This window comes from Stenotrophomonas sp. GD03877 (assembly GCF_029840555.1).
Lineage (GTDB): Bacteria > Pseudomonadota > Gammaproteobacteria > Xanthomonadales > Xanthomonadaceae > Stenotrophomonas > Stenotrophomonas geniculata.
The window spans coordinates 1-26412 of sequence record NZ_JAOCCT010000052.1 but is presented as its reverse complement, the minus strand read 5'-3'; the positions used below and the strand labels follow the sequence as shown (position 1 = coordinate 26412).

The window sequence follows — 26412 nt, the reverse complement described above, 5'->3', positions numbered from 1 at the left end:
GCCAACCCACAGCAAACCCGCTTCTGCTGTTGCTTCGGCCGTTGCCGTTGCTTGAAGGCCTCTGCGGGTGCAGGGCGCAGCCCTGCCGACAAACCCTCAACTCTCGCAGTTGGCGAACACGTCGCGATCGCGCTCGTACAGCGCCGTCTTCACCTGCATCAGGCCCAGCACCGACGGGAACAGGTTGTCGTGGTCGGTATAGGCCGCCGAACGCCTGCGCACGCATTGCAGGTCCAGCCCGCGGCTGCTGGCGAAGCCCGGCGAGAACCACATCGTCATCGGCACCCGGGTCTGCTCGGCCGGGGCGATGGCGTAAGGCACGCCGTGCAGGAACAGACCCTTTTCGCCCAGCGACTCGCCGTGGTCGGACAGATAGATCATCGCCGTGTCGTAGTCCTGCATGCCCTGCAGCGTGCCGATGGTCTTGGTCAGGAAGTGATCGGTGTACAGCACGGCGTTGTCGTAACTGTTGGTGATCTCTTCGCGCGAGCAGCGGCCGATGTCGCGGGTATCGCAGGTGGGGGTGAAGCGGCGGAACGCGGCCGGGTAGCGCTCGAAATAGGCGGGGCCGTGGTTGCCCAGCTGGTGCAGCACCACCACGCGGTCGCCGGGCTTGGCTCGCACCTGGGTGGCCAGGTCCTGCAGCAGGATCTCGTCCATGCAGCGGCCGTCAGCGCACAGGCCCGGGGTGGTCGCATCGGACAGCGACTGGAACTCCAGGCCTTCGCACACGCCCTTGCAGCCGGACTGGTTGTCACGCCACAGCGGTGCGATGCCGGCACGGTTCAGCACATGCAGCAGCGACTGGTGTGCACGGATCTTCTTCTCGTCGTACTCGTGGCGTCCCCACGGCGAGAACAGGCACGGCAGCGACACTTCGGTGCTGGTGCCGCAGGAGTGCATGTCGGGGAAGTTGATCACCGGTGCCTGGGCCAGTTCCGGGGTGGTGTTGCGGCCACCGTTGAGGCCCCAGTTCTGCGCGCGCACGGTCTCGCCCATGACGATCACCAGCAGGCGAGGCTTGCTGGCCGCAGCGCGCGGCGTGGCCTTGGCGTCGGTGCCGATCGGCAGCTTCGGCGCGCGCTGCACCGGGTTGTCGCCCCGCAGTGCACGCGGCAGGCCCAGCAGCACGTTGGCCGGGGTGGCCAGGTAGCGCACTTCACGCTGGTTGCGCATCAGCGCCGAGACATCCTGGAACGAAATCAGCGCACCGCCCACCGCGGTCACCGCCGCCACCAGCAGGAACCCGAGGCGCCACAACAGGCTGCGCCCCCAGCTGCGGCGGCGCAGCTGCACGCGCCACAGCACGATCATCGGCAACACGGCCAGCAGCAGCACTGGCCACAGCAGCGACACGGTCATCAGTTCGCGGCTTTCCTTGGGGTCGGTCGCCAGCACGTTGCGCAGCATGTCCGCATCCAGGTAGATGTGGTAGCGGCTCATGTAATGCGCGGCGAATGCGGTCACCAGCAGCAGCAGGCTGATCACCACCTTGGCGTTCCAGCGCCAGACCAGGATGCCCAGCAGCACGCCGTGCGCACCCAGCAGCAACAGCAGCAGCGACAGCGCGTAGCGCAGGCTGCCCGGATGGCTGGCCATCGCGCTGTGCCAGAACAGGCCGTTGCCGGCCACCGCAAAGAACAGGCTGGTCAGTGCGATCAGTGCTTCGGTGGACAGCTGCGGCCGCCAATGGCGAAGGTTCGCCAACGCGGGAAGGCGGGCGGGGCGTTGGACCGATGCACTCATGCGTTTGCCTCCTGGCGGTGGGGACGGTCCAGCTGACGGCGGATCAGGACATACAGGCCGAGCGAAAGCAGCCAACATATCAACGCAGTGGCAACGTCATGCGAAAGGAAATGTGCGCCCCGCAGCTGCTGGCTGATGCCGAACACCAGGCCAGCGCCGAGGCCGATCCACAGCCCCGCCCAGCGCCACGACGGGCGCCACAGCAGGGCGAAATAGTACAGACAGAGCCACGCATAGCCGGCGCTGGCATGCCCGGCCGGGAAGCAGGCCTGCGGCGCCATGCCGGCCGGGCGCAGGGTGAAAAGACCGATGAAAGGCTGGTGGCCGCCGTAGCGCAGCAGGTCCCAGGGGCATTCCATCGGCACCAGCGACTTCAGAAGGGAGATCACGCCCGTGCCCAGAGCCATGGCAATTACGACATAAAGCAGCGCCCACCGCAGGGTGCGATCGCGACCCTTTCGCCAGTGGTGGAAGCACAGCAGGATCGCCACGAGCGCAGCAGCCGTGCTCAGCCATTTGCCGGCCTTGTGCACCAGCGTGCGGGTGACCCAGGCGTCCTGCAGCGCCCAATGGCCACCCTCAATGCGGAACAGGTGATCGGCCATCCATTGGTCGCCGCCGAAACCCATCAGCAGCGTAAACAAGGGCAGACCGATTGCGACAGGCAGCCATAGGTGAGTTACGGCAAATCGTGACGCCAGTGGCGATGTCGCAAGCGGCGCTATCGCATCAAGGGGACGGACGGGCATGCTGGGAAAGGGCGGGTCGGGAATCCGCGGTCATGCTCGTCATCTGGATGTCGGAGAAGGGTCGGACGCTCGTTCGTGCCGGGTTAATGCTTGCCCAGCACGTGCCGACGTTCAGTCTTCTTCGGCGGTCGACCCGGCCCGCTCGGCGTGGCATTGCGGGTTCCATGCGGTACCGGGAAGCAGTTGCCAACGGTTCCTGTTGGCAACACCGATATCGATCACCTTGCTCGGGTCCACGCATGGGCTCATCGCATCATCAAGCACCAGCAGCCAGCGCTTGTCCGGCGCCTCGGCCAGCCACGGACCGGCGTCGTGCCACTGCTCGGCCCAAGGCCGCTTGAAGCCGAACTCGCGCACCGGCCGGTCGGCCTGCAGCAGGTTCTGCTCGCGCCAGGCCACCAGCGCCAGTTCGGCGTCGGGACCGATCCGCGCACCCACCCGGCGCATCAGTGCCGATGCCGAGGCGAAGGGGTCCAGTGCAGGCATCAGCACCAGGCCATAGAGCATCCACAGCATGCCGTGGGTCAGCAGCACCAGCGTCGCGGCACGACGTACCCGCAGCCACACGATCAGCGTGGCCAGGGCAATGGCGAAGGTCAGCAGGCCATCGCCCAGCACCGGCAGCAACGTATCGGGCATGGCGCGGCGTTCCAGTTGCGCCAACGCCCACGGGTGCTCGGTCATCAGCATCACGCCGAGCACGCCGGTGGCCAGCATCAGCACCACGCTGTAGCCGAACAGGTAGCGGCGCACGCACAGGCGGCGCAACAGGCCGGGCAGCAGCGGGGCCACGGCCAGTGCCATCGCCGGCAGCATCGGCAACAGATACACCTCGCGCTTGCCCGGGCTGGCACTGAAGAACACCAGTACCAGCACCGCCCAGCCCAGCAGCAGCCATTGGCGACGGTCGCCACGGCGGATACGGCGCCACCAGGGCTTGAACAGCATCGGCAGCAGCAGGCTGCCCGGCAGCCATAGGGTCAGGATCACCTGCAGGTAGTACCAGGCCGGCTGCCGGTGGTGCCAGGCATTGGCGTAACGGGTACCGGTCTGCTTGAACAGCAGCTCATGCGCGTAGGCCTGCAGTTCGGCGCTGGGCGTGTGCAGCAGGGCCCAGCCCAGCGGCGCCAGCCACACGCCCACGCCCAGCAGGAACGCCGGGATCAGCCACAGCAGCGTTGCCGGGTGCGGACCCTCCACGCGGTACCCGCGACGGCGCTGGTACAGCCACCAGCCGAACCAGGGCAGCACCATCAGCAACGGCAGGAAACCCACGCCCTTGGTCACCGTGCCGACGCCTGCGGCGAAACCGGCCAGCCACAGCGCGGGCAGGTTACGACGTTCGCACAGGTGCCGCATCAAGCCCCACACGGCGACGGTGGTCATCCCCACCAGCACCATGTCGATCTGCGCACGCTTGGCCATCAGCCCGAACTGCAGGGTGCAGAACAGCGCCGCGAGGGCATAGATGGAATGCCGCGGCGACCACAGCCGCCGTGCCAGATCCGACACCAGCCACAGGCTCAGCAGGGCGCCCAGCAATGACGGCAGCAGGAACGACCACTGCCAGCTGCCGACCACCTCGTAAGCGGCCGCCTGCAGCCACATGAACACCGGTGGTTTCTCGGAATACAGCTCGCTGCCACGATGCGGCAGCAGCCATTGCCCGCTCTCGACCATGGTCCGCGCGGCCAGCACGAAGCGCGGCTCGTCCGGCGGCTGCGGCTGCCGAAGGCCGATGCCCGCTGCCAATGCAGCAATGATCAGCAGCCACAACAGGGGCAGGCGCCAACGGCGGGGCAGGGCTACGGGCACGGCAGGCTCCGGGAGCAAAACGGCCATTCTGAGGTGGCGGGGGTGGGAAAAGCGTCAGAAGGGGGCGGGACGACCGCATTCCGACATGGGCGGCGCTACCATGGTACGAACTTCCGTGGATGTTTCGTGCATGCGTCTGTTGGTGATCGAGGACAACCGCCAGCTGGTGGCCAACCTGTTCGACTATTTCGAGTCGCGCGGGCATGTGCTCGACGTGGCCCCGGATGGCATCACCGGCCTGCACCTGGCCGGAAGCCATCCCTACGACGCGGTGATCCTGGACTGGATGCTGCCGCGCATGGAGGGGCCGGAGGTGCTGCGCCGGCTGCGCACCGAGCATGCATCGGAAGTGCCGGTGATCATGCTGACCGCGCGTGACGAGCTGCCGGACAAGATTGCCGGCTTCCGTGCCGGCGCCGACGACTACCTGACCAAGCCGTTCGCGCTGCCCGAGCTGGAGGTGCGGCTGGAAGCGCTGCTGCTGCGCGCGCAGGGCCGCAACCCGCGCAAGCGCCTGCAGGTGGGCGACTTGGTGCTGGATCTGGCGACGCTGGAGGCCCAGCGTGAGGGCCAGGTGCTGCACCTGTACCCGGCCTGCCGCAAACTGCTGGAAGTGCTGATGCGGGCCAGCCCGGGTGCGGTGACACGACAGCAGCTGGAGTTCGCCCTGTGGGGCGACGAGCCGCCGGATGGTGACCTGCTGCGCTCGCATGTCTACGAGTTGCGTCGCAGCGTTGACGGCCCGTTTGCCGAGAAGCTGATCCACACCCTGCCGCGGGTGGGTTATCGGCTGGCCGTGACCACCGGCAGCGACGCTGGCAAGGATACTGATGAAGGCGCGTAAGCCCGGGCCGCTGTACCGGCGCGTGCTGTGGTGGTTGCTGGGCTACCTGGCGCTGCTTTCGCTGGCGGTGTTCAGCGTCGGCAATTACGTGCATGAGCATGCCGAGCACGCTGCCTGGCGCGCGCTGCTCAATTCCGAACTCGACAGCATCGTCGAACATGTCGAACACGAGCCGCATTACCGCTGGCAGGATTCGGACACGCTCAGCCTCTACCGCTTCGACGCGGTCAACCTGCCCGACAGCCTGCGTACCCTGCATCCCGGGCTGCATGACGGGGTAATGGTGAAGGGCCGCGAGACGGCGGTGATGGTGCGCGAGACCGAATCGATGGGGCGGGTCGCGCTGGCGCTGGATATCTCCGACTTCCACGATCTGGAGCAGTTCGCCACGCGCTGGGTGATGCTGGCGGGCGTGATCATGATCTTCGTCACCGTGCTGATGGCGTCCTTCGGCATGGAGCGGATGGTGCGACCGTTGAGCTTGCTGGCGCAGCGCATCGCCGATCTGCGGCCCGGTGCGCAGGGACAGCGCATAGAGGTCGACCCGCGTGGCAGCTCCGAGCTGCACACGATTGCCGGTGCACTGAACGATTACCTGGACCGCAACGAACAGTTCGTCGAACGCGAGCGGGTGTTCATCAGCACCGCCAGCCATGAACTGCGCACGCCGATCGCGGTGATGACCGGTGCCGCCGAACTGGCGCTGGAGCAACCGGGCCTGCCCGAGCGTGCGCGCCAGCAGATGCAGCGGGTACTGCGCACCGCGCAGAGCGTGGAGCAGCTGATCGAACTGCTGCTGGTGCTGGCGCGTGATCCGGCACGACTGGCGGCGCGTGCCGAGCGCATCGCGCTGGACCAGCTGCTGCCGGAGATCGTCGACGACCATCGCCATCTGTTGGGCGACAAGGACCTGAGCATCGGCATCCAGGCCGCGCCGGTGGACATCGTCGCGCCGCTGGCGGTGGTGCAGGCGGCGATCGGCAACCTGGTGCGCAACGCCATCGAGAACAGTGGCCGTGGCCACATCGAATTGCGGCTGAGTTCGTCGGCGGTGCTGACCCTGCAGGACCCCGGGCATGGCATGAGCCCGGAGGAGATCGCGGCCATCCACGCGCGGATGGCCCGTGGCGAGCGCGCCGATCGTGGCGGCGGCATCGGGCTGGATCTGATCGCGCGGCTCTGCGAGCACCTGGGCTGGACCCTGCAGCTGCAGCCCTGCGAGCCGCGAGGCACGCGTGTCACGCTCGATTTCAGTGCCTCGCGACCGGGCTGATCCGGCCGTCCTGGTAGATGCCAACCCTGGTTGGCATGCTGCCCGTCGACCAAGGTCGACGCCTACCCACGCGATGGCTGTCCGCGTCAACGCCCGTTCGGCCGCGCCACGTGCTGGTCGATCAGGATCACGTTGCCGTCGGGATCGGCCAGCTGCAGGTAGCCGGTCCCCTGGCCATCGGGATCGGTGCGGACTGCCAGCGCGATGCTCCTGGCATCCAGCTCCGCCTGCAGCTCGCGCACATCCTGGAAGTGGGTCAGCTCCTGCTTGTGCTGGTCCCAGCCGGGGTTGAAGGTCAGCAGGTTGCCCTCGAACATGCCCTGGAACAGGCCGATCACGGTGCCGTTGCTGCGCAGCACCAGCCAGTTCTGTGCTGGATCGCCGCCGGTGACCGAGAAGCCCAGGGCTTCGTAGAAGGCACGGGAGGCCGCGAGATCCTTCACCGAGAGACTGACCGAAAAGGCGCCAAGCTGCATGAGTAGGCTCCCTGAGGGGGTGGAGGTGTGGTCGGCACTGCAGCATGACCCGGCGTGAAGACAATGTTAATCTCGACCTGCGCCGCTTTATGCGGCGCTTTTTTTTCCCGCTCTTTCGATCGACAGAGGATCCCATGCCGACCGAACCCGCTACTACTGCCCTGATCAGCAACGACATCGTTGGACTGGGCCTGATTGCCGCCACCCTGGCCCTGATATTCTGGGCCGCCAGTGGTCCGACCCCGCTGCTGAAGAAGATCTTCGCCTGGGTGCCGGCACTGCTGCTGTGCTATTTCATCCCCGCCATCTACAACACCGCTGGTGTCATCGATGGCCACAACACCTCGCTGTACAACCCGGTCGCGCGTGACGTGCTGCTGCCGGCCGCGCTGGTCCTGCTGACCCTGTCGATCGACCTGAAGGGCGTCATCAAGCTCGGGCCGAAACTGTTGCTTGTGTTCTGTGCCGGTACCGCCGGCATCATGCTCGGCGCCATCGTCTCGTTCCAGCTCATGAAGCTGATCCACCCGGAAACCGTGGCCGGTGATACCTGGGCCGGCATGGCGGCGCTGGCCGGCAGCTGGATCGGTGGCGGTGCCAACATGGTCGCCATGCGCGAAGTGTTCGGCACCGATGCCACCACCTTCGGCCAGTTCGCCGTGGTCGACGTGGCCTGCGCCAGCCTGTGGATGGCGATCCTGCTGTTCCTGGCCAACCGCGCACAGCAGATCGACACCCGCAACGGCGCCGATACCCGTGCCATCGACGAGATGAAGGCGCGCATCAGTGCCTACGAGGCGCAGAACGCGCGCATTCCCAGCATGACCGACCTGATGGTGATCGTCGGCGTGGCACTGGGCGGTGTGGGCCTGGCCCACGCCATCGCTGCGCCGCTGTCGGGCTGGTTCAAGGCCAACGTCAGCTGGGCCAGCCAGTTCAGCCTGGACAGCCAGTTCGTGTGGGTGATCCTGCTGTCCACCGCGATGGGCCTGGGCCTGAGCTTCACCCGTGCACGCAGGCTGGAAGCGGCCGGTGCGTCGCGGCTGGGCACGGTGTTCCTGTACTTCCTGATCGCCTGCATCGGCATGCAGATGAACCTGCTGTCGCTGTTGGATCGGCCGTGGCTGTTCCTGCTCGGTGCCATCTGGATGGCCACGCATGTGCTGGTGCTGTGGGTCGTGGCCAAGCTGCTGCGCGCGCCGCTGTTCTTCTTCGCCATTGGTTCGCAGGGCAACATCGGCGCTGCGGCGTCGGCGCCGGTGGTGGCAGCGGCGTTCCATCCGACGCTGGCCCCGGTGGGCGTGCTGCTGGGCACGGTCGGTTATGCAACCGGCACCGGACTGGCCTATGTCACTGGCCTGATCCTGAAGTGGATGGCGACCGGCTGAGGAGGCCAGCCGGGCGGCGCCCGGCACCCGCGGTAGTGCCGGCCGCTGGCCGGCAACCTCAACATCAAAAGCCAGAGCGGCATTCCGTGTGATGACGGGGTGGGTCCGGTTGAGGGGGACGGCGTGAATACGTCCATGTAGCCTCGGTCGCGCCATCCATGGCGCTCACGCCCCCTCAACCGGACCCACCCCGCCTCCGACAGTTTTCCGCGATCTGCTGGATCCACGCCATGCGTGAATCAATTCCATCGGTATCCATGAACAAAGAAGGGGGCGGCTCCGTTTTCCAACGAAAACGAATCCGACCCCAGATGTTTCGCACCGTCCCCGGAAATCTGTCAAAGGCGGGGCGGGGTGGGCTTGCAGGACCGTTGGCGCCATGGATGGCGCCATCGAGCCCCCAGGGACGGGTTTACGGCGTGTCCTGCGAACCCACAGCGCCCCGCCAAACCCACAGAAAGCCAGAGCCGACGCTCCAGCAGTTGCAGTTGCAGTTGCAGTTGCTCCGGCCTCTGCGGGCGCCGGGCTGCAAGCCCGGCACCCAACCCTCAACAGCAGCGGCCACCGTTGCGTCCGCCGTAGCGGGCTTCCTGGCGCTCGCGGAAGAACGTCTTGTAGTCCATCGGCTCCTGGTCCGGATGCTTTTCCAGCATGTGCCGGACGTAGTTGTCGTAATCAGGAATGCCACAGCACAGCCGTGCGGTCTGCACCAGGCGCCGCCAGATGCGGCGGTGGGCCTGGTACTGGCCGGCGGGAACCAGTTGCGTGCTCATCACAGATCCACCATTTCATGCGGCTTCAGCGCCACGTACGGGGTCTCGCGGTCGCTGCGCTGCGGATTGCGGCGGGCCGCCAGGATGGTCTTGATCGAATACACCAGCACCGCGCCCACCACCAGCAGGAACAGCGCGGTCAGGCCGGTGTTGACGTAGGCGTTGACCACGATCTGCTTCATCTGCGCCACCGACTTGGCCGGTGCGGTGATGGTGTCGCTGGCGAGCGCGGCCTGGAACTTGTGTGCCTGTGCCAGGAAGCCCTGTGCCGGGTTGCTGTCGAAGATCTTGATGAAGCCGGCGTAGGTGGTGCAGATCAGCAGCCAGATGGCCGGCACCGCTGTCACCCACGCATAGCGGTCACGCTTCATCTTGAACAGCACCACCGTGCCCAGCATCAGCGCGATACCGGCCAGCATCTGGTTGGAGATACCGAACAGCGGCCACAGCGTCTGGATGCCACCGAACGGATCGACCACGCCGGTGTAGAGCAGGTAGCCCCACAGCGCCACGCAGCCGGCGGTACCGATGATGTTGGCGGTCCACGACTCGGTTTTCTTCAGGGCCGGCACGAAGTTGCCCAGCAGGTCCTGCAGCATGAAGCGTCCGGCGCGGGTGCCGGCGTCCACCGCGGTCAGGATGAACAACGCCTCGAACAGGATCGCGAAGTGGTACCAGAAGGCCATCATTGCGTCGCTGCTGCTGGGGATGGCCTGGTGCAGGATCTGCGCGATGCCTACCGCCAGTGTCGGCGCGCCACCTGCACGATGCAGGATGGTCGGCTCGCCAATGGCCGCCGCGGTCGCGGTCAGCTGCTCCGGCGTGATGGTGAAGCCCCAGGTGTTGGTGATGTAGTGCGCCGCCGACGCAGCATCGGCGCCGATCACCGCGGCCGGGCTGTTCATCGCGAAGTAGATGCCCGGGTCGATGATCGATGCCGCCACCAGTGCCATCACCGCTACGAACGATTCCATCAGCATGCCGCCGTAGCCGATGTAGCGCATGTGCGCCTCATTGGCCAGCAGCTTCGGCGTGGTGCCAGAGGAGATCAGGGCATGGAAACCGGAGACCGCACCGCAGGCGATGGTGATGAACAGGAACGGGAACATGCCGCCCTTCCACACCGGGCCATCACCGCTGGCGGCGAACTGGGTCAGTGCCGGCATCTTCAGTTCCGGCATCACCACGAGGATGCCGATGGCCAGCGCGATGATGGTGCCGATCTTGAGGAAGGTCGACAGGTAATCACGCGGGGCCAGCAGCAGCCACACCGGCAGTACCGAGGCGACGAAGCCGTAACCGATCAGCATCCAGGTGATCTGGGTGCCGGTGAAGGTGAACGCCGGGCCCCAGACCGGATCGGCGGCGACCTTGCCGCCGTACCAGATCGCGGCCAGCAGCAGGATCAGGCCAACCACCGAGATCTCGCCGATCTTGCCGGGGCGGATGTAGCGCATGTACACGCCCATCAGGATCGCGATGGGCATCGTCGCGATCACCGTGAACATGCCCCACGGGCTTTCGGCCAGCGCCTTGACCACCACCATCGCCAGCACCGCCAGGATGATGATCATGATCAGGAACGCGCCGAACAGCGCGATGGTGCCGGGCACCTGGCCCATCTCCTCTCTTACCAGGTCGCCCAGCGAACGGCCGTTGCGGCGGCTGGACAGGAACAGGACCATGAAGTCCTGCACCGCGCCGGCCAGCACCACGCCCACCACCAGCCACAACAGGCCGGGCAGGTAGCCCATCTGCGCGGCCAGTACCGGGCCGACCAGCGGGCCGGCACCGGCGATGGCGGCAAAGTGATGGCCGAACAGCACGTGCTTGTTGGTCGGCACGTAGTCCAGGCCATCGTTGTTGATCACCGCCGGGGTGGCCCGGGTCGGATCCAGCTGCATCACCTTGTTGGCGATGAACAGGCTGTAGAAGCGGTAGGCGACCAGGTACAGCGAAACCGCCGCCACCACGATCCACAGTGCGTTGATGTGTTCGCCGCGGCGCAGGGCCACGGTGCCCAGACAGAATGCGCCGAGCAGGGCGAGTACCGCCCAGCCCAGTTTGGAAAACCCTTTCATGAGGTGCTCTCTCCCGGAAAGACAGACAAAGAGTCCCGCGTGCCCTCGACAGGGTCAATTGGCACAGGACGAATCGGCGGTAGTACTTTGGTCGTACGTTTGTTGTGCTGACGTGCAGCGAACATCAGGGATGGAACAATCGGTTGCGGCGCCGTCCATTGGCGTGCAGCCGTGTGGCGTCCATCTTCAGTGGCATCCACCCAACAGGAGTCGCCATGAGCTTTCCCGAACCGGTCCGCGTGCTGCGGACCATCCGTGGCATGCCCACCTCCGACGGTGCTGGCGTGCGCCTGACCCGCGTCATCGGTGGCCCCACGCTGCCCGACCTGGATCCGTTCCTGCTGCTCGATGAGTTCGGTACCGATCGTGCCGAGGACTACATCGCCGGGTTTCCGGAGCATCCGCACCGCGGCTTCGAAACCGTCACCTACATGCTCGACGGGCGCATGCGGCATCGTGACAATCACGGCAACGAAGGCCTGCTGACCCCGGGCAGCGTGCAGTGGATGACCGCTGGCCGTGGCCTGGTGCACTCGGAGATGCCCGAGCAGGAGAGCGGGCAGATGCGCGGGTTCCAGCTGTGGGTGAACCTGCCGGCGAAGGAGAAGATGACCGACCCGAAGTACCAGGAATTCGCGCCCGAGCGCATTCCCGTGGTGCACCCGGAGCCGGGCGTGGAGGTAAAGGTGATTGCCGGCAGCGTGGACGGCACCGATGGCCCGATCGTGCAGCCGGCCACCGATCCGCTGTACCTGGACATCACGCTGGCCCCGGATCGCGCCTGGACCTATGCGTTGCCGGAAGGGCACAACGCCTTTGCATACGTGTTCGAAGGTGGCGTGACCGTGGGTGAGCAGGACGCCGCGCGTGACGTGGCACGCCAGGAGCTGGCGGTGCTGGGCGGCGGTGAGCAGCTGCACCTTTCGGCCGGCAGCGAAGGTGCACGGTTGATCCTGGTTGCGGGCCGTCCGCTGCGCGAACCGGTGATGCGCCACGGGCCGTTCGTGATGAACACACGGCAGGAACTGATGCAGGCCTTCGTCGATTTCCAGGAAGGCAAGTTCTGAGGGAGTGCCGGCCGCTGGCCGGCAACCTCTTCTGATCAGGATCGAAGCGTTTGCCGGCCAGCGGCCGGCACTACCGTCGGATCGGGTCGCATTGCGGGGATGCTGCCAGGCAGTCATCCCCGTCACCTTCAGCGCCCCGCGGCCACGGCCGACGGGGTCAGGCTCATGCCCTGCGCCAGCTGCTGCAGCGAGCCCAGTTCCTGGGCGCTGTCCGGATACAGTGAAATCTGCGCGTAACGCCCTTTGTCGAGCTTGACCACACTGATGCGGCGCTCGGCATAGCCGGGCGGCTGCTGGCCTCCCAGATCGGGCTGGTACCAGTACAGCGACTCACCGCCGAAGCTGCCCTTTTCCTGGCGCAGCGAGCGGTTCAATGGAAGGTTGGGATCGCGCGCACTGAGCATCAGGCTCAGTACCTCGCGGCCGTCCCCGGTGCTGGCGCGGCAGACCAGAAAATCGGCCTGTGCCTGCTGTTGCCACTGCAGGCCGCTGCTGGCCGGCAATGAAGGACATTCGGTGGGAGCCTGCGCAGCGGCCTGGGCCGCAGCGAACAGCAGGCTCGACAACACTACAGGCGCGAACTTCATGCATCCCCCAAGGTGGTCTGTCGTGTGGCTCCGCCAGATGGGCTGGCGGCCATGGCATCCCATCCCCGGATGCCGCCCCGGCCGGCATGTGCACGGACGGTCAACTCAACCTTAACGGAACGTGAGCGATCGCACAAATCGCGGTTACAAGCGTAACCATTGCGGCCGAAGGTCGGCCGCAATGGTCCGCACAGGCCTCAGCGGTCGTTGCCGATCCACTTGTAGATGATGCCGCCGATCGCGCCGCCCAGCAGCGGAGCGACCCAGAACAGCCACAACTGGCTGACCGCGCCGCTGCCGGCGAAGAAGGCCACCGCCGTGGAGCGGGCCGGGTTCACCGAGGTGTTGGTGACCGGAATGCTGATCAGATGGATCAGGGTCAGCGACAGGCCGATCGCCAGCGGCGCGAAACCGGCCGGTGCCTTGCCGTGGGTGGCGCCCATGATCACGATCAGGAACACCGCGGTCAGCACCACTTCGCACAGGAAGGCGGCAGCAACGCTGTAGCCGCCGGGCGACAGCGCGCCATAACCATTGCTGGCGAACGCACCGGCCTGGCTGCCGTCGATGGCGAAGCCACTGGCGCCGGAGGCGATCTGCAGCAGGATGAAGCCGGCCAGCAGGCCGCCGGCGACCTGGGCGATGATGTAGGGCACCAGGTCCTTGGTCGGGAAGCGGCCGCCAGCCCACAGCCCGACGCTGACTGCCGGGTTGAAGTGCGCGCCGGAGATGTGGCCGAACGCATAGGCGCCGGTCACCACGGTCAGGCCGAAGGCGAGCGCCACGCCGAGGAAACCGATACCCAGCGGATTGCCGTCACCACCGAACTTGGCGGCCAGCACCGCGCTGCCACAGCCACCCAGAACCAGCCAGAACGTGCCGAGGAACTCGGCGGACAAGCGTTTACCCATGCTCATGTGTTGCACTCCTTTGACGAAAGAAAGTGTGATTTATGTCACATTTCAGTGATCAGCGGGTGACTGTAGTGTCAACGCCGGGTGCAGGGATACACCTTCGGATGTGTGCAACACGCGATGTTCAGTACTGCGGCAGCGGGATGAACTCCTTGTCGTCGCCCGGGATGGTGCCGAAGCGACCGGCCTCCCAGTCGTGCTTGGCCTGCTCGATGCGCTCCTTCGAGCTGGACACGAAGTTCCACCACAGGTGACGCGGGCCATCCAGCGGCTCGCCGCCGAACAGCATCGCCTTCACCGGCGTCTTCGCGCGCAGGCGACCTATCGCACCGGCTTCGGGGATCACCAGGTGCTGGGCGGGGATGTCCACGCCGTCCAATTGTGCGTCGCCTTCGAGGATGTACAACGCGCGCTCGCGGTGGCCATTGTCGATATCGATCTCCGCATCCGGGTCGAGGTCGATTGCTACGTTGAGGGTGTCGGCGAACACCTTCACCGGCGATTCCTCGCCATAGGCGCGCCCGGCGATCACCCGCAGCCAGGCACCATTGCGGCGCTGCTCGGGGAGGGTGGCCGCGGCATGGTGGTAGAAGGCCGGTTCGATTTCCTCATGCGACTTCGGCAACGCCACCCAGGTCTGCATGCCGTGGATCGGGTTGTCATGGTCGCGGTCCGGTTGCGGCGTGCGCTCGGAATGGGCGATGCCGCGGCCGGCGGTCATCCAGTTGACGTCACCGGGACGGATCACCTGGTCCGACCCCAGCGTGTCGCGGTGGCCGATCGCGCCCGACCACAGGTAGGTCACGGTGGCCAGGCCGATATGCGGATGCGGGCGCACATCGATGGCGGTGCCGGGGTGCATGAGCGCCGGGCCCATCTGGTCGACGAACACGAACGAGCCGATGCTGCGCGCCTGCAGGGTGGGGACGGCGCGACGGACTTCGAGGCCGCCGATGTCGTGCACGCGCGGGGCGATGATGGTGGTCATGCGGGCGTTCTCGCTGGCAGGGATCAGGTGGTCAGCATCGCATGCAGCTGTGACGGGCACATGCCCCGTATGGGTAACAGGTTGTTCCAGCCAACGGCGCAGCCCCTCGTGGCTGTGGGGTTGGTCGCTGAAGGCAGAAGCAAAAGCAGAAGCCGCGCTTGGCCGGGCGGGTGGGTGGCGCAGGGGACGCTGCAAGTACGTCCATGTAAGCTCGATCGCCGCATCCATGCGGCTCACGCCCCTGCGCCACCCACCCGCCCGGCCTCTGACAGTTTCCGTGTGCTGTGCAGCCACGGAGAAGAAAAAGAAAATCAAAATCAAACGCCGGTCGCTTCGCTCGCATCCACGCATGGCGTGGATCAAGCGTGTCGACCAAGGTCGACACCTACCAGCCATCGCAGTTCACCCACCGTCACCGGGAAACTGTCAGGGGTGGGGCGGTGTCGGGTTGCGGGGTGTCCGCGGCATGGATGCCGCGGCCAAGGCCCCAAGGACGGGTTTACGGCGTCCCCGCAACCCGACACCGCCCCGCCCAACAAACAGAAAAGCCAGAGCCGCTTTGGCTCTGGCTCTGGTTTTTGCTTCGGCGGTTGCCTCTGCGGGTGCCGGGCCGCAGGCCCGGCCGGTAAACTCAAATCACCGGTTCGCGCAGGGCGGGGTTGTCCCAGCCGGGGCGCGGGGCGAAACGGTCGCCATGGCGCTGTTGCAATGCCTTCAACCGCTCGACGATCGCGTCGGCTCCTACTGCGCGGATGTGCTGGATCGGACCGCCACGGAACGGTGCGAAGCCGGTGCCGAAGATCACGCCCGCATCCAGCAGGTCCGCGTCGGCCACCACGCCTTCGTGCAGGCACGCCACCGCTTCGTTCAGCAGCGGCAGGATCAGGCGGTCCTCCAGATCGGCCGGTGCCTGGTAATCGCTGGCCACGTCCGGCTTCTTCGGCTTGCCGTTTTCCCAGGTGTAGATGCCCTGGCCATCCTTCTTGCCACGCTTGTCCGGTTCCACCGTCTGCAGCGCGGCCGGAATCTGCAGGCCCAGGAACGGCGCCAGTTCGCGGCCGACGCCGGCAGCCACGTCCAGGCCTACGGTGTCGATCAGTTCGATCGGGCCCATCGGCATGCCGAATTTCACTGCGGCCTTGTCGATCACGGGGCCCGGAATGCCCTCGGCATACGCGGTGGCGGCTTCCAGCATGTACGGGAACAGCACGCGGTTGACCAGGAAGCCCGGGCTGCCGGCCACCGGCACCGGGAACTTGCCCAGCGCCTTGCAGAACGCGGCCAGGCGGCGCTCGGTCTCCGGCGCCATGCCGTCGTGATGGATGATCTCCACCAACGGCATCTGCGCGACCGGGTTGAAGTAATGCAGGCCAGCGAACTGTGCTGGGCGCTGGATGTGGTCGCGCAGTTCCACCAGCGGAATCGACGAGGTGTTGGTGGTCAGCAGCGCGTCCAGTTTCATCTTCGGTTCCAGTATCTGGTACAGCGCACGCTTGGCTTCCGGGTTCTCGATGATTGCTTCGATCACCAGGTCGGCCTCGGCCACGCCGTTGCCTTCCAGATCGGCACGCAGGCGCGCGGCCACCGCCGGGCGCTTGCTCTCGTCGCGCACCTTCTTGGCGAACAGAGCCTGCGCCCGTTCCATGGCCGGGTCGATGAAGCGCTGCTCGCGGTCCTGCAGCGTCACCTCGAAGCCCTTGTAGGCCGCCCACGCGGCGATATCGCCGCCCATCACGCCGGCGCCGACCACGTGCACGTGGCGGATGCCGGAGTCACCGCCGCCCAGGCCCTTCAGGCGCTCGGTCAGGAAGAAGATGCGGATCAGGTTGCGCGCGGTCGGCGTGCTGGCCAGCTTCACCACTGCGCGGCGTTCGGCATCCAGGCGCGCCTGGATCGGCTTGCCGCCGCTGCGCTGCCAGGTGCTGATCAGCGCGTACGGCGCCGGGTACTGGTCCTTCTTGGCCTTGCGTGCGACCTGCTTGACCATCTGCGGTGCCAGCAAAGTGCGTGCCAGCCAGGTATTGGTGGCCCAGGCCGTCGCGCGCTGCTTGAACGGGCGGGTGGTGCCGGACAGCGCCAGCGCCACGGCGGTGTCGAGCACCACCGCCGGTGCCACCACCTTGTCGACCAGGCCGATGCCACGCGCGGCCGAGGCCGACAGGGTGCGGCCGGTCAGCATCATGTCCATCGCCGCCGGGGCGCCCACCAGCTGCGGCAGGCGTGCACTGCCGCCCCAGCCCGGGAAGATGCCCAGCTGGGTCTCCGGCAGGCCGATGCGGGTGCTGCTGTCATTGGAGGCCACGCGGTAGCGGCAGGCCAGTGCCAGTTCGGTGCCGCCGCCCAGGCAGTGGCCGTGGATAGCCGCCACGGTCGGGCAGGGCAGCTCGGCCAGCTTCTGGTAAGTGGCCTGGCCGCGGCGGATGGCGTCGTTGACGGTGCCGCGGCGGTCGAACTCCTGGAACTCTTTCAGGTCCGCACCGGCAATGAAGCCGGCCTTCTTCAGCGACTGGATCACCACGCCCTTGGGCGGGTCCAGCGCAATGCGCTCGAGCAGGTCGCCCAGTTCCAGCAGCACGTCCTGCGACATGGCGTTGACGCTGCTGTCCTGACGATCCAGGGAGAGAACCACCACGCCGTCGTCGCGGATCTCGGGGTGCCAGTGGCTGAAGCGGAGACCATCGAAGCCTGAGAGCATGGACGTTCCATCCGGTTGTGTATGGAGAAGCGGCTATGATCCAGAGGTTGTTTCCCCCGCGTCAAATCCCAATAGCAGGGGAGTGGCGACCCCGGATCCATGGCCGTGGACCGGAACGCTAACGGAACGGTGGTTAAAAGCTGGTGCGGCGCCAGGTGATCGGCGACTGAACTTTTCCCGGGATTGGCAGTCTCATTGCCCGACGTCGGTTGGGCTGACAGGAGTGCGGCCCCTCATGGCCGATGTTGATACACCTCAGGAGCTGGATCTGGAACTGGTCCGGCGCGTGCAGCACGGCGAGAGCGCCGCGTTCGATGTCCTGGTGCGCAAGTACCAGCATCGCGTGGTGGCCCTTGTCGGTCGCTACATCGCCGACTGGAGCGAATGTCAGGACGTCGCCCAGGACACTTTCATCCGTGCCTACCGCGCGATCGGAAGTTTCCGTGGCGATGCCCAGTTCTCAACCTGGTTGCATCGAATCGCCGTGAATACCGCCAAAAACTACCTGGCTTCACACAATCGCCGACCGCCGACCGATGACATCGACATCGGTGATGCCGAACAGTTCGACAGCGGGACGCGCCTGCGCGACACCGACACGCCCGAACGCGAGTTGATGCGCCAGGAACTGGAACAGACGGTAATGAAGGCCGTCAACGCGCTGCCGGAAGAACTCCGGTTGGCGATCACCCTGCGCGAGGTGGAAGGCCTGAGTTACGAGGATATCGCGCAGAAAATGGGGTGCCCGATCGGCACCGTGCGTTCACGGATCTTCCGGGCGCGCGAGGCGATCGACACCGAACTCCGGCCGCTGTTGGACATCGGCAGCGCCACCCGTGAGAAGAGCCGCGTATGACCAGTAATCCGTTCAACGAATCGCAGAACCATCAATCGCCCGCCGGGCAGCGCTTGGACCAGCGCCATCGCGAGCAGCTGTCGGCCCTGGTCGATGGCGAGCTGGGCGCCGATGAAGCGCGCTTCCTGCTGCGCCGGATGGAGCATGACCCCGAACTGGCCGGCTGCCAGGAGCGCTGGCAGCTGCTGGGTGATGTGATGCGCGGGCAGGCGTCGGCACTGGCGCCGGCCGGGTTCAGTGCCGCCGTGGCTGCCGCCATCGCCGCCGAGCCCGCGCCGCAGGCCGAGCCGCGCCGTCAGGTGCGTCGCAGTGGTTGGCGGGCCTGGGGCGGTGGCGCCGCACTGGCCGCATCGGTGGCGGCGGTGGCCCTGTTCATGGGCGGTGAGAAGTTGAAGGAGGCCACCCCGGGCGAGCCGTTGGCACCGCAGGTGATCGCCAGCCAGGCCGAACTCGCGCCGGCACCGACGACGCCGGCTCCGGTGACCGAAGCCTCGGTGGATACCGCCGCAATGGCCGTGGCCGGTGTACCGGCAGTGGCCATGGCCGCGGCCAGCCGTCGCCAGGACACCCGTCGCGCCAGCGCTACCCGCAGCCAGCAGGCCGCGCGTGCCGCCCAGCGTGAGGACATGCCGCAACGCGCTGTGGCCGCCGCACAGGCGCCGTTGACCCCGACCGTGCCGGCCAATGCCGGCCGCAACATGCCGTTCGGTGAGGTCGGTGGCCTGCAGGCGCGACCGTGGCCGCGCTCCAGCCTGGCGCCCGCTGCCGGCGGCGCGCTCAATGCGAGCTTCCCGGCCCATGCCGGGGGCGCCGCGTTCTACCCGTTCGAGCCGCGCCTGCAGGACGACCTGCCGGTGCCGCCGCGCCCGCGCGACTGAGCCGGGCGCTTTCACGCCCCGCCGTCGGCGGGGCCCGTATTCCTCTTTCCATCCGATCCGGAGGTTGCCGTCCGATGACTCCCCGACTCCGCACGCAGGCCATGGGCCTGCTGGCCCTGACCCTGCCGTTGATGGCCTGCGCGCAGGCCCCGGCTCCGGCCGCCCCGACCCAGGCCGCGCCGGCCGCCGCGCCGCGGGCGCCGGCCCAGCCGCTGGTCACGGGCCTGCCTGACTTCACCAATCTGGTCGAACAGGTCGGACCTGGCGTGGTCAACGTCGACACCACCATCGTCCGCAACAACCGCCAGGCCTCACGGGGCCCGATGGGCGGCGACGATGACATGCCGGAGTTCTTCCGCCGCTTCTTCGGTCCGGATTTCCCGATGCCGGGGCAGGGCCCGGGCGGTCCGGACGGTGGCCCCAGCATCAAGGGCCGCGGTATGGGTTCGGGCTTCATCATCTCGCCCGATGGCTATGTGCTGACCAACTACCACGTGGTGGCCGATGCCAGCGAGGTGAAGGTCAAGCTGGGTGACCGCCGTGAGTTCACCGCGAAAGTGGTGGGCAGCGACCAGCAGTACGATGTCGCACTGCTGAAGATCGACGGCAAGAACCTGCCGACCGTGCGCGTTGGCGACTCCAACTCCCTCAAGCCGGGTCAGTGGGTGGTCGCGATCGGCTCGCCGTTCGGCCTCGATCACTCGGTCACTGCCGGCGTGGTCAGCGCCCTCGGCCGCAGCACCGGCGGTCCGGACCAGCGCTACGTGCCCTTCATCCAGACCGACGTGGCGATCAACCAGGGCAACTCCGGTGGCCCGCTGCTGAACACCCGTGGCGAAGTGGTCGGCATCAACTCGCAGATATTCTCCGCGTCGGGCGGCTACATGGGCATCAGCTTCGCGATCCCGATCGACCTGGCGATGAGCGCGGTCGAGCAGATCAAGAAGACCGGCAAGGTCACCCGCGGCCAGCTCGGCGCGGTGGTGCAGGAAATCGACGGCCTGAAGGCGCAGGCGATGGGCCTGCCGGACAGCCGCGGCGCCCTGGTCAACCAGATCGTGCCGGATTCGGCTGCAGCCCGGGCCGGGGTGAAGATCGGCGATGTGATCCGCTCGGTGAACGGCGCGCCGGTCAACAGCTGGTCCGACCTGCCGCCGCTGATCGGCGCGATGGCACCGGGCAGCCGGGTCACCCTGGGCGTGATCCGCGATGGCAAGCCGCGTGACCTCAGCGCTACCCTGACCGCACTGACCGAAGATGGGCAGGCCAGTTCGCGTGGCCCGGCCACCGGCGACAGCGATGCGGCGCCGCAGGCCGGCGCCAATGCCCTGCTGGGGCTGGACGTAAGTGACCTGACCGCGCCGCAGCGCAAGCAGCTGGGCCTGGAATCGGGCGAAGGCGTGCGCATCACCGGGGTCAAGGGCCAGGGCGCGCGTGATGCGGGCCTGTCTCCGGGCATGGTGATCCTGCAGGTGGCCAGCACCCAGGTTGGCAGCGTGGACGCGCTGAACCGTGCGCTGTCCAGCTACAAGAAGGGCGACGTGGTGATGCTGCTGGTGCGTACCGGCAGCGGCAACAGCGCGTTCGTGGCGGTGAAGGCCGGCCAGTAAGGCCTGCCGGGGCCGCTTCGGCGGCCCCTGCTTCTCTTCCGAAGCCCCGCCCCGGCGGGGCTTCGGCCATTCCGGGCCCGGTGCGATGAGGCCGTTTTCGCGGGCGGGCGCCGGGCGTGCGATAATCGACCGTTACCCTGACGACGCCGCGCGCCGCCGCCACCTATGTCTTCTGATTCGATGCGGAACATCCGCAACTTCTCCATCATCGCCCATGTCGACCACGGCAAGTCCACGCTGGCCGACCGCATCATCCAGCTCTGTGGTGGCCTGCAGGCCCGCGAGATGGAAGCGCAGGTGCTCGACTCCAACCCGATCGAGCGCGAGCGTGGCATCACGATCAAGGCGCAGTCGGTGTCGCTGCCGTACCTGGCCAAGGACGGGCAGACCTACCATCTGAACTTCATCGACACCCCCGGCCACGTCGACTTCTCCTATGAAGTCAGCCGCTCGCTGGCCGCCTGCGAAGGCGCGCTGCTGGTGGTCGATGCGGCCCAGGGCGTGGAAGCGCAGTCGGTGGCCAACTGCTACACCGCCGTGGAGCAGGGCCTGGAAGTGGTGCCGGTGATCAACAAGATCGACCTGCCCACCGCCGACATCGAGCGCGCCAAGGCCGAGATCGAGGCCGTGATCGGCATTGACGCCTCCGACGCCGTGCCGGTCAGTGCCAAGACCGGCCTGAACGTGCAGGACGTGCTGGAAGCGATCGTGCACCGCATTCCGCCGCCGAAGCCGCGCGACACCGAGAAGCTGCAGGCGCTGATCATCGACTCCTGGTTCGACAACTACCTGGGCGTGGTCTCGCTTGTGCGCGTGATGCAGGGCGAGATCAAGGCCGGTGACAAGCTGCAGGTGATGTCCACCGGCCGCAACCACCAGGTCGACAACGTCGGCGTGTTCACCCCGAAGCGCAAGGTGCTGCCGGCGCTGCGTGCCGGTGAAGTGGGCTGGGTCACCGCCAGCATCAAGGACGTGCACGGTGCGCCGGTCGGCGACACCCTGACCCTTGCCGGCGATCCGGCACCGAAGCCGCTGCCGGGCTTCCAGGAAATGCAGCCGCGCGTGTTCGCCGGCCTGTTCCCGGTCGACGCCGAGGACTACCCGGACCTTCGCGAAGCGCTGGACAAGCTGCGCCTGAACGATGCCGCGCTGCGCTTCGAGCCGGAAAGCTCCGAGGCGATGGGCTTCGGCTTCCGCTGCGGCTTCCTCGGCATGCTGCACATGGAAATCGTGCAGGAGCGCCTGGAGCGCGAATACAACCTGGACCTGATCAGCACCGCGCCGACGGTGGTGTATGAAGTCCTGAAGACCGATGGCTCGATCATCAACATGGACAACCCGGCCAAGCTGCCGCCGGTGAACCAGGTCGAGGAGATCCGCGAGCCGATCATCCGTGCCAACGTGCTCACTCCCGAGGAGTACATCGGCAACATCATCAAGCTGTGCGAAGAAAAGCGCGGCAGCCAGATCGGCATCAACTACCTGGGCAGCCAGGTGCAGATCAGCTACGAGCTGCCGATGGCCGAAGTGGTGCTGGACTTCTTCGACAAGCTGAAGTCGGTCAGCCGTGGCTATGCCTCGCTGGACTACCACTTCGTGCGCTTCGACGCCGGCCCGTTCGTGCGCGTGGATGTGCTGATCAACGGTGACAAGGTCGATGCGCTGTCGCTGATCGTGCACCGCAGCCATGCCGACCGCCGTGGCCGCGAGCTGTGCGAAAAGATGAAGGACCTGATCCCGCGCCAGATGTTCGACGTGGCCATCCAGGCCGCCGTCGGCTCGCAGATCATCGCCCGTACCACGGTCAAGGCCATGCGCAAGAACGTGCTGGCCAAGTGCTATGGTGGCGACGTTTCGCGCAAGAAGAAGCTTCTGGAAAAGCAGAAGGAAGGCAAGAAGCGCATGAAGCAGGTCGGCCGCGTGGAGATCCCGCAGGAAGCGTTCCTGGCCGTGCTGCAGATGGACAACAAGTAAGCCCGCACCGGCCCTGCGGGGCCGGTCGTCCGGTGACGTTGCAAAGGACCCTGAATGAAACTGTTTGAGATCCTCCTGGTCGTGCTGACCCTGGCCTCGGGCCTGATCCTGCTCGCGGACAAGCTGTACCTTGCCAAGCGGCGTGCCCAGCGCGCCGGCCTGCTCGATTCCGAGCCGGTGCTGGTGGACTACTCGCGTGCGTTCTTCCCGGTGCTGGCGATCGTGCTGATCGTGCGCAGTTTCATCGCCGAGCCGTACAAGATCCCGTCCAGCTCGATGATGCCGAACCTGTTGATCGGTGATTTCATCCTGGTCAACAAGTTCTCGTACGGCCTGCGCCTGCCGATCAGCAACACCAAGATCGTGCCATTTGGCGAGCCGTCGCGTGGCGATGTGGTGGTGTTCCACTTCCCCGGCCACAGCGACAACGACCCGGCAAAGGGCGAGAACTTCATCAAGCGCGTGATCGGCGTGCCGGGTGATACCGTGGTCTTCGAAGGCGACGGCATGATCCTCAATGGCGAACCGCTGAAGTACGACAACAAGGGCATCTACGCCGGCCACAAGGGTCAGGGCGAGGGCGCCAACCTGCTGGTCGAGCACCTGCCGGGCCGCACCCACACCGTGCTGGAGACCGACTACCCGCGTGGCCAGGGCCAGTGGACCGTGCCGGCCGGCAAGTACCTGGTGATGGGCGACAACCGTGACAACAGTGACGATGGCCGTTTCTGGGGCCTGCTGCCGGAAGAGAACCTGCGCGGCAAGGCCTTCCTGATCTGGCTGAACTGCCAGGGCTGGTTCTGCAAGGATGGTTTCGAGCCGTCGCGGATCGGCTCGAGCATCAACTGACCGGGCATCAACCGGGTATTTTCACATCCAACGCGTATCTGGGGAGAACGCAATGAAGACGATGAACACGCAGCGTGGCATGACCCTGACCTCGTTCCTGACGGTCCTGATCGTGGTTGGCTTCTTCCTCTACATCGGCATGAAGCTGTTCCCGATGTACCAGGAGTACTACGCGGTGCGCTCGGCGATGAAAAGCCTGGCCAACGAGCCGGGCGTGGGCAGCATGGAGCCGGCGCGCATCCAGGACCTGTTCTTCAAGCGCCTGTACATCAACTACTCGGACAATGTGAAGCCGGCCAACGTGAAGTTCGACCGTCGCGACAATGGCTGGACCCTCAAGGTCAACTACGAAGTGCGCCGTCAGCTGATCGGCAACCTCGATGTGGTTGGCAAATTCGATTCTTCCCAGGACCTGACACGAAGCGGTGCCCAGTAAATTCATCCAACGTGGCGACCTGATTGGTCATGCCTTCAGCGACCCGGCCCTGCTCAAGCAGGCGCTGACGCATCGCAGTGCCGGTGCGCCGCACAACGAGCGCCTGGAGTTCCTCGGCGACAGCATCGTCAACATGATGGCGGCCGAGGCGTTGTACCGACGCTGGCCCAAGGCTGACGAAGGGGCGATGACCCGTGCCCGTGCCGAGCTGGTGCGTGAAGGCGCGCTGGCGGTGATCGGGCGCACCCTGGAACTGGGCGAGCGGCTGACCCTGGGTCCGGGCGAAATGAAGTCCGGCGGTCATCGCCGCGACTCGATCCTGGCCGACGCGGTGGAAGCCGTGGTGGCCGCGATCTACCTGGATGCCGGCTTCGAGGCCTGCCGGGCGGTGGTACTGCCCTGGTTCAGTGCTTCGATCGAGGCACTGCCGGCCTCCGGCCGGCCCGAGAAGGACCCCAAGACCCGCCTGCAGGAATGGCTGCAGGCCCGACAGAAGGCGTTGCCGCAGTATGAACTGGTGTCAGAATCCGGTGACGACCACGCCAAGCACTTCCGGGTACGCTGCAACGTAGCCGACCCGGCCGCCAGCATCGAGGGCGAAGGCGCCTCGCGGCGGCTTGCCGAACAACAGGCGGCTGCAGCCGTCCTAGAACAACTGGATTCCAAGTGAGCGAACAAACTTCCCATCATTGCGGCAGCGTGGCCGTCATCGGCCGCCCGAACGTGGGCAAATCGACCCTGACCAATGCCCTGGTCGGCGCCAAGGTCAGCATCGTTTCCAACCGCCCGCAGACCACGCGCCATCGCCTGCTGGGCATCGCCACCTATCCGGAAGGCCAGTTGGTGCTGGTCGACACCCCCGGCCTGCACAAGGTGCAGAAGCGGGCGATGAACCGGGTGATGAACCGCGCCGCGCGCGGCTCGCTGGAAGGCGTCGATGCCGGCCTGCTGGTGATCGAAGCCGGTCGCTGGGACGAAGAAGACAGCCTGGCCTTCAATGTTCTGCGCGACGCCGGTATCCCGGTGGTGCTGGTGGTCAACAAGATCGACCGTCTGAAGGACAAGGGCGCGCTGCTGCCGTTCCTGCAGGAAGTCACGGCCGGCCGTGACTTCTCGTCCGTGCACCCGATCTCGGCGCAGAAGCGCAACGGTCTGGAAGCACTGGTACGTGACGTACTGGCGCTGTTGCCGGAAGCGCCGCCGATGTTCGGCGAAGACGAGATCACCGACCGCAGCCAGCGTTTCCTGGCCGGCGAGCTGGTGCGTGAGCAGCTGATGCGCCAGCTCGGCGAGGAACTGCCGTACGCGACCACCGTGGAAATCGAGCGCTTCACTGAAGATGGCAACCTGCTGCGCATTGGTGCGGTGATCTGGGTCGAGCGCGAGGGCCAGAAGGCGATCGTGATCGGCAAGGGTGGCACCCGGCTGAAGGAGATTGGTGCCAAGTCCCGCCTGCAGATGGAACGTCTGTTCGGAGCCAAGGTGTTCCTGGAGACCTGGGTGCGCGTGCGTGAAGGCTGGTCCGACGACGAGGCCGCACTGAAGGCCTTCGGTTACGAGTAAGCCGTTGCGGTCGCTTCGATGATGATCGAGGACGACACTGGCTTCGTGCTGCACGCACGGGCCTACCGCGAGACCAGCCTGCTGGTCGAAGTGCTGAGCGCGCAGCATGGCCGCATTGGCCTGCTCGCGCGTGGCGTATCCACCGCCAAGGGACAGGTGCTGCGCGCTGCTCTTCAGCCGCTGCAGTGGATCCGTTTCAGTGCCCTGCAGCGGGGTGAACTGGCCCAGCTGCGGGGTGCCGAGGCGCTGGATGCCGCGCCACGCCTGGTCGGCCAGGCGATGCTGGCCGGCTTCTACCTGAGTGAACTGACCCTGCGCCTGGCCCCGCGCCAGGACCCGCTGCCTGAGTTGTACCTGGCCTACGGCGAGGCACGTGCGCGGCTGGCCGTGGGCGCCGGCCTGGCCTGGACCCTGCGTCGCTTCGAACGCGAGCTGCTGTCCGCGCTGGGCCTGGGTTTCGATTTGGACAGCGCGAGCGACGGCCAGCCGATCGACCCGGCGGCACGTTACGAACTGGACCCGCAGGAAGGCGCGCAGCGCCTGCTGAGCGAGCGCGGTGGGGAACGCCGGGCGGCGGCCACTGGCTCGGCGCTGCTGGCGCTGGCGGCGGACGAAGAGCCCGATGCCACCGATCTGGCCAGCCTGCGCCTGCCGATGCGGCGGGTGCTGGCCCATCACCTGGGCGCCCGCGGCCTGAAGTCCTGGGAAATGCTCGAGCAGCTCGCACCCCGCAGGTAGGGGGTGTTCGGCAGGGCTTGCAGCCCTGCACCTGCCGAATCAACGGCAACGGCAACGTCAAAAGCAAAAGCTGGTTATCCGTGGGTAGGCGCGGTGGGTCCGGTTGCGGGAG

23 protein-coding genes are annotated in these 26412 nt (G+C 66.5%); 13 read left to right on the top strand and 10 right to left on the bottom strand.

Going from position 1 to position 26412, the window contains the following annotated elements; genetic code table 11:
* Positions 1 to 96: 96 nt before the first annotated feature.
* The 3 genes from N5D20_RS23570 to N5D20_RS23560 all read right to left on the bottom strand — a co-directional run bounded on the left by N5D20_RS23570 (position 97) and on the right by N5D20_RS23560 (position 4310).
* Entirely contained in the window at positions 97 to 1746 is a 1650-nt protein-coding gene (locus tag N5D20_RS23570; protein WP_197579691.1) for a phosphoethanolamine--lipid A transferase, read from the bottom strand.
* A complete protein-coding gene (locus N5D20_RS23565; protein WP_197579689.1) occupies positions 1743 to 2495 on the bottom strand; it encodes a phosphatase PAP2 family protein in 753 nt (250 codons plus the stop codon). Before N5D20_RS23565 ends, N5D20_RS23570 begins: the two co-directional genes overlap by 4 nt.
* Before the next feature lie 111 nt (positions 2496 to 2606).
* Positions 2607 to 4310 carry a glycosyltransferase family 39 protein gene (locus tag N5D20_RS23560; RefSeq protein WP_197579687.1) on the bottom strand — a complete coding sequence of 568 codons (1704 nt, stop codon included), beginning with the start codon at positions 4308 to 4310 and terminating at the stop codon, positions 2607 to 2609.
* Positions 4311 to 4440: 130 nt separating this feature from the next.
* On the opposite strand from N5D20_RS23560, the gene N5D20_RS23555 reads away from it, so the two are divergent.
* Together N5D20_RS23555 and N5D20_RS23550 are read left to right on the top strand one after the other, a co-directional pair.
* Positions 4441 to 5154: a response regulator transcription factor gene (locus N5D20_RS23555; protein WP_010482805.1), complete on the top strand. Its 714-nt coding sequence runs from the start codon at positions 4441 to 4443 to the stop codon at positions 5152 to 5154.
* A complete protein-coding gene (locus tag N5D20_RS23550; protein WP_049411177.1) occupies positions 5141 to 6427 on the top strand; it encodes a HAMP domain-containing sensor histidine kinase in 1287 nt (428 codons plus the stop codon). Before N5D20_RS23555 ends, N5D20_RS23550 begins: the two co-directional genes overlap by 14 nt.
* A gap of 86 nt (positions 6428 to 6513) precedes the next feature.
* Here N5D20_RS23550 and N5D20_RS23545 read toward each other — a convergent pair whose 3' ends face one another.
* Positions 6514 to 6903 carry a VOC family protein gene (locus N5D20_RS23545; RefSeq protein WP_197579685.1) on the bottom strand — a complete coding sequence of 130 codons (390 nt, stop codon included), beginning with the start codon at positions 6901 to 6903 and terminating at the stop codon, positions 6514 to 6516.
* A gap of 134 nt (positions 6904 to 7037) precedes the next feature.
* Here N5D20_RS23545 and N5D20_RS23540 point away from each other — a divergent pair, with 134 nt between their 5' ends.
* Positions 7038 to 8291, top strand: a complete 1254-nt coding sequence (locus tag N5D20_RS23540; protein WP_043399043.1) for a DUF819 family protein — start codon at positions 7038 to 7040, stop codon at positions 8289 to 8291.
* 548 nt (positions 8292 to 8839) lie between these two features.
* Here the strand turns inward: N5D20_RS23540 and N5D20_RS23535 are convergent.
* On the bottom strand, positions 8840 to 9064 hold the full coding sequence (locus N5D20_RS23535) for a CstA-like transporter-associated (seleno)protein (RefSeq protein ID WP_005410613.1): 225 nt from the start codon (positions 9062 to 9064) through the stop codon (positions 8840 to 8842).
* Positions 9064 to 11145, bottom strand: coding sequence for a carbon starvation CstA family protein (locus N5D20_RS23530; RefSeq protein WP_049435295.1), 2082 nt, complete (start codon positions 11143 to 11145; stop codon positions 9064 to 9066). Before N5D20_RS23530 ends, N5D20_RS23535 begins: the two co-directional genes overlap by 1 nt.
* 215 nt (positions 11146 to 11360) lie before the next feature.
* On the opposite strand from N5D20_RS23530, the gene N5D20_RS23525 reads away from it, so the two are divergent.
* Positions 11361 to 12212 carry a pirin family protein gene (locus N5D20_RS23525; protein WP_049435296.1) on the top strand — a complete coding sequence of 284 codons (852 nt, stop codon included), beginning with the start codon at positions 11361 to 11363 and terminating at the stop codon, positions 12210 to 12212.
* Between the two features lie 128 nt (positions 12213 to 12340).
* Here the strand turns inward: N5D20_RS23525 and N5D20_RS23520 are convergent, their stop codons facing one another.
* From N5D20_RS23520 to N5D20_RS23505, 4 genes are all read right to left on the bottom strand, one after another.
* Complete coding sequence (locus N5D20_RS23520) at positions 12341 to 12799, bottom strand: hypothetical protein (RefSeq protein WP_010482811.1); 459 nt, start codon at positions 12797 to 12799, stop codon at positions 12341 to 12343.
* A gap of 197 nt (positions 12800 to 12996) precedes the next feature.
* Entirely contained in the window at positions 12997 to 13716 is a 720-nt protein-coding gene (gene aqpZ, locus N5D20_RS23515) for an aquaporin Z (protein ID WP_019338641.1), read from the bottom strand.
* 121 nt (positions 13717 to 13837) lie between these two features.
* Positions 13838 to 14701, bottom strand: coding sequence for a pirin family protein (locus tag N5D20_RS23510; RefSeq protein ID WP_029550874.1), 864 nt, complete (start codon positions 14699 to 14701; stop codon positions 13838 to 13840).
* Positions 14702 to 15332: 631 nt separating this feature from the next.
* Positions 15333 to 17396: a 3-hydroxyacyl-CoA dehydrogenase NAD-binding domain-containing protein gene (locus N5D20_RS23505; protein ID WP_197579683.1), complete on the bottom strand. Its 2064-nt coding sequence runs from the start codon at positions 17394 to 17396 to the stop codon at positions 15333 to 15335.
* A 235-nt stretch (positions 17397 to 17631) separates the two neighbouring features.
* Here N5D20_RS23505 and rpoE point away from each other — a divergent pair, with 235 nt between their 5' ends.
* The 9 genes from rpoE (at position 17632) to recO (ending at position 26300) form a co-directional block, all read left to right on the top strand.
* Positions 17632 to 18252 (top strand): RNA polymerase sigma factor RpoE, encoded by a 621-nt coding sequence (rpoE, locus tag N5D20_RS23500; RefSeq protein WP_010482816.1) that lies wholly within the window; start codon positions 17632 to 17634, stop codon positions 18250 to 18252.
* The gene (locus tag N5D20_RS23495; protein ID WP_049435298.1) at positions 18249 to 19130 is read left to right on the top strand and encodes a sigma-E factor negative regulatory protein; all 882 of its coding nucleotides are present in this window, start codon (positions 18249 to 18251) and stop codon (positions 19128 to 19130) included. The genes rpoE and N5D20_RS23495 overlap by 4 nt, the downstream gene beginning before the upstream one ends.
* A gap of 74 nt (positions 19131 to 19204) precedes the next feature.
* Positions 19205 to 20740: a DegQ family serine endoprotease gene (locus tag N5D20_RS23490; protein WP_197579681.1), complete on the top strand. Its 1536-nt coding sequence runs from the start codon at positions 19205 to 19207 to the stop codon at positions 20738 to 20740.
* Positions 20741 to 20920: 180 nt separating this feature from the next.
* Positions 20921 to 22714 carry a translation elongation factor 4 gene (gene lepA, locus N5D20_RS23485; protein WP_010482819.1) on the top strand — a complete coding sequence of 598 codons (1794 nt, stop codon included), beginning with the start codon at positions 20921 to 20923 and terminating at the stop codon, positions 22712 to 22714.
* A gap of 54 nt (positions 22715 to 22768) precedes the next feature.
* Positions 22769 to 23563 (top strand): signal peptidase I, encoded by a 795-nt coding sequence (lepB, locus tag N5D20_RS23480; protein ID WP_010482820.1) that lies wholly within the window; start codon positions 22769 to 22771, stop codon positions 23561 to 23563.
* A 52-nt stretch (positions 23564 to 23615) separates the two neighbouring features.
* On the top strand, positions 23616 to 23999 hold the full coding sequence (locus N5D20_RS23475; RefSeq protein ID WP_010482821.1) for a DUF4845 domain-containing protein: 384 nt from the start codon (positions 23616 to 23618) through the stop codon (positions 23997 to 23999).
* Entirely contained in the window at positions 23989 to 24669 is a 681-nt protein-coding gene (gene rnc, locus N5D20_RS23470) for a ribonuclease III (protein ID WP_010482822.1), read from the top strand. The genes N5D20_RS23475 and rnc overlap by 11 nt, the downstream gene beginning before the upstream one ends.
* Entirely contained in the window at positions 24666 to 25562 is an 897-nt protein-coding gene (gene era, locus N5D20_RS23465; RefSeq protein WP_010482823.1) for a GTPase Era, read from the top strand. Before rnc ends, era begins: the two co-directional genes overlap by 4 nt.
* A gap of 18 nt (positions 25563 to 25580) precedes the next feature.
* On the top strand, positions 25581 to 26300 hold the full coding sequence (gene recO, locus N5D20_RS23460) for a DNA repair protein RecO (RefSeq protein WP_197579679.1): 720 nt from the start codon (positions 25581 to 25583) through the stop codon (positions 26298 to 26300).
* The last annotated feature ends 112 nt before the right edge of the window (positions 26301 to 26412 follow it).

Excerpts from the sequence above, each read along its gene's own strand:
- aqpZ (WP_019338641.1), bottom strand. The coding sequence starts at position 13,716 with ATGAGCATGGGTAAACGCTTGTCCGCCGAGTTCCTCGGCACGTTCTGG.
- N5D20_RS23520 (WP_010482811.1), bottom strand. The coding sequence starts at position 12,799 with ATGAAGTTCGCGCCTGTAGTGTTGTCGAGCCTGCTGTTCGCTGCGGCC.
- N5D20_RS23475 (WP_010482821.1), top strand. The coding sequence starts at position 23,616 with ATGAAGACGATGAACACGCAGCGTGGCATGACCCTGACCTCGTTCCTG.
- N5D20_RS23525 (WP_049435296.1), top strand. The coding sequence starts at position 11,361 with ATGAGCTTTCCCGAACCGGTCCGCGTGCTGCGGACCATCCGTGGCATG.
- recO (WP_197579679.1), top strand. The coding sequence starts at position 25,581 with ATGATGATCGAGGACGACACTGGCTTCGTGCTGCACGCACGGGCCTAC.
- N5D20_RS23565 (WP_197579689.1), bottom strand. The coding sequence starts at position 2,495 with ATGCCCGTCCGTCCCCTTGATGCGATAGCGCCGCTTGCGACATCGCCA.
- lepB (WP_010482820.1), top strand. The coding sequence starts at position 22,769 with ATGAAACTGTTTGAGATCCTCCTGGTCGTGCTGACCCTGGCCTCGGGC.
- N5D20_RS23510 (WP_029550874.1), bottom strand. The coding sequence starts at position 14,701 with ATGACCACCATCATCGCCCCGCGCGTGCACGACATCGGCGGCCTCGAA.
- N5D20_RS23555 (WP_010482805.1), top strand. The coding sequence starts at position 4,441 with ATGCGTCTGTTGGTGATCGAGGACAACCGCCAGCTGGTGGCCAACCTG.
- N5D20_RS23495 (WP_049435298.1), top strand. The coding sequence starts at position 18,249 with ATGACCAGTAATCCGTTCAACGAATCGCAGAACCATCAATCGCCCGCC.
- N5D20_RS23530 (WP_049435295.1), bottom strand. The coding sequence starts at position 11,145 with ATGAAAGGGTTTTCCAAACTGGGCTGGGCGGTACTCGCCCTGCTCGGC.
- N5D20_RS23505 (WP_197579683.1), bottom strand. The coding sequence starts at position 17,396 with ATGCTCTCAGGCTTCGATGGTCTCCGCTTCAGCCACTGGCACCCCGAG.
- N5D20_RS23540 (WP_043399043.1), top strand. The coding sequence starts at position 7,038 with ATGCCGACCGAACCCGCTACTACTGCCCTGATCAGCAACGACATCGTT.
- rpoE (WP_010482816.1), top strand. The coding sequence starts at position 17,632 with ATGGCCGATGTTGATACACCTCAGGAGCTGGATCTGGAACTGGTCCGG.
- N5D20_RS23545 (WP_197579685.1), bottom strand. The coding sequence starts at position 6,903 with ATGCAGCTTGGCGCCTTTTCGGTCAGTCTCTCGGTGAAGGATCTCGCG.
- N5D20_RS23535 (WP_005410613.1), bottom strand. The coding sequence starts at position 9,064 with ATGAGCACGCAACTGGTTCCCGCCGGCCAGTACCAGGCCCACCGCCGC.
- N5D20_RS23570 (WP_197579691.1), bottom strand. The coding sequence starts at position 1,746 with ATGAGTGCATCGGTCCAACGCCCCGCCCGCCTTCCCGCGTTGGCGAAC.
- lepA (WP_010482819.1), top strand. The coding sequence starts at position 20,921 with ATGCGGAACATCCGCAACTTCTCCATCATCGCCCATGTCGACCACGGC.
- N5D20_RS23550 (WP_049411177.1), top strand. The coding sequence starts at position 5,141 with ATGAAGGCGCGTAAGCCCGGGCCGCTGTACCGGCGCGTGCTGTGGTGG.
- N5D20_RS23490 (WP_197579681.1), top strand. The coding sequence starts at position 19,205 with ATGACTCCCCGACTCCGCACGCAGGCCATGGGCCTGCTGGCCCTGACC.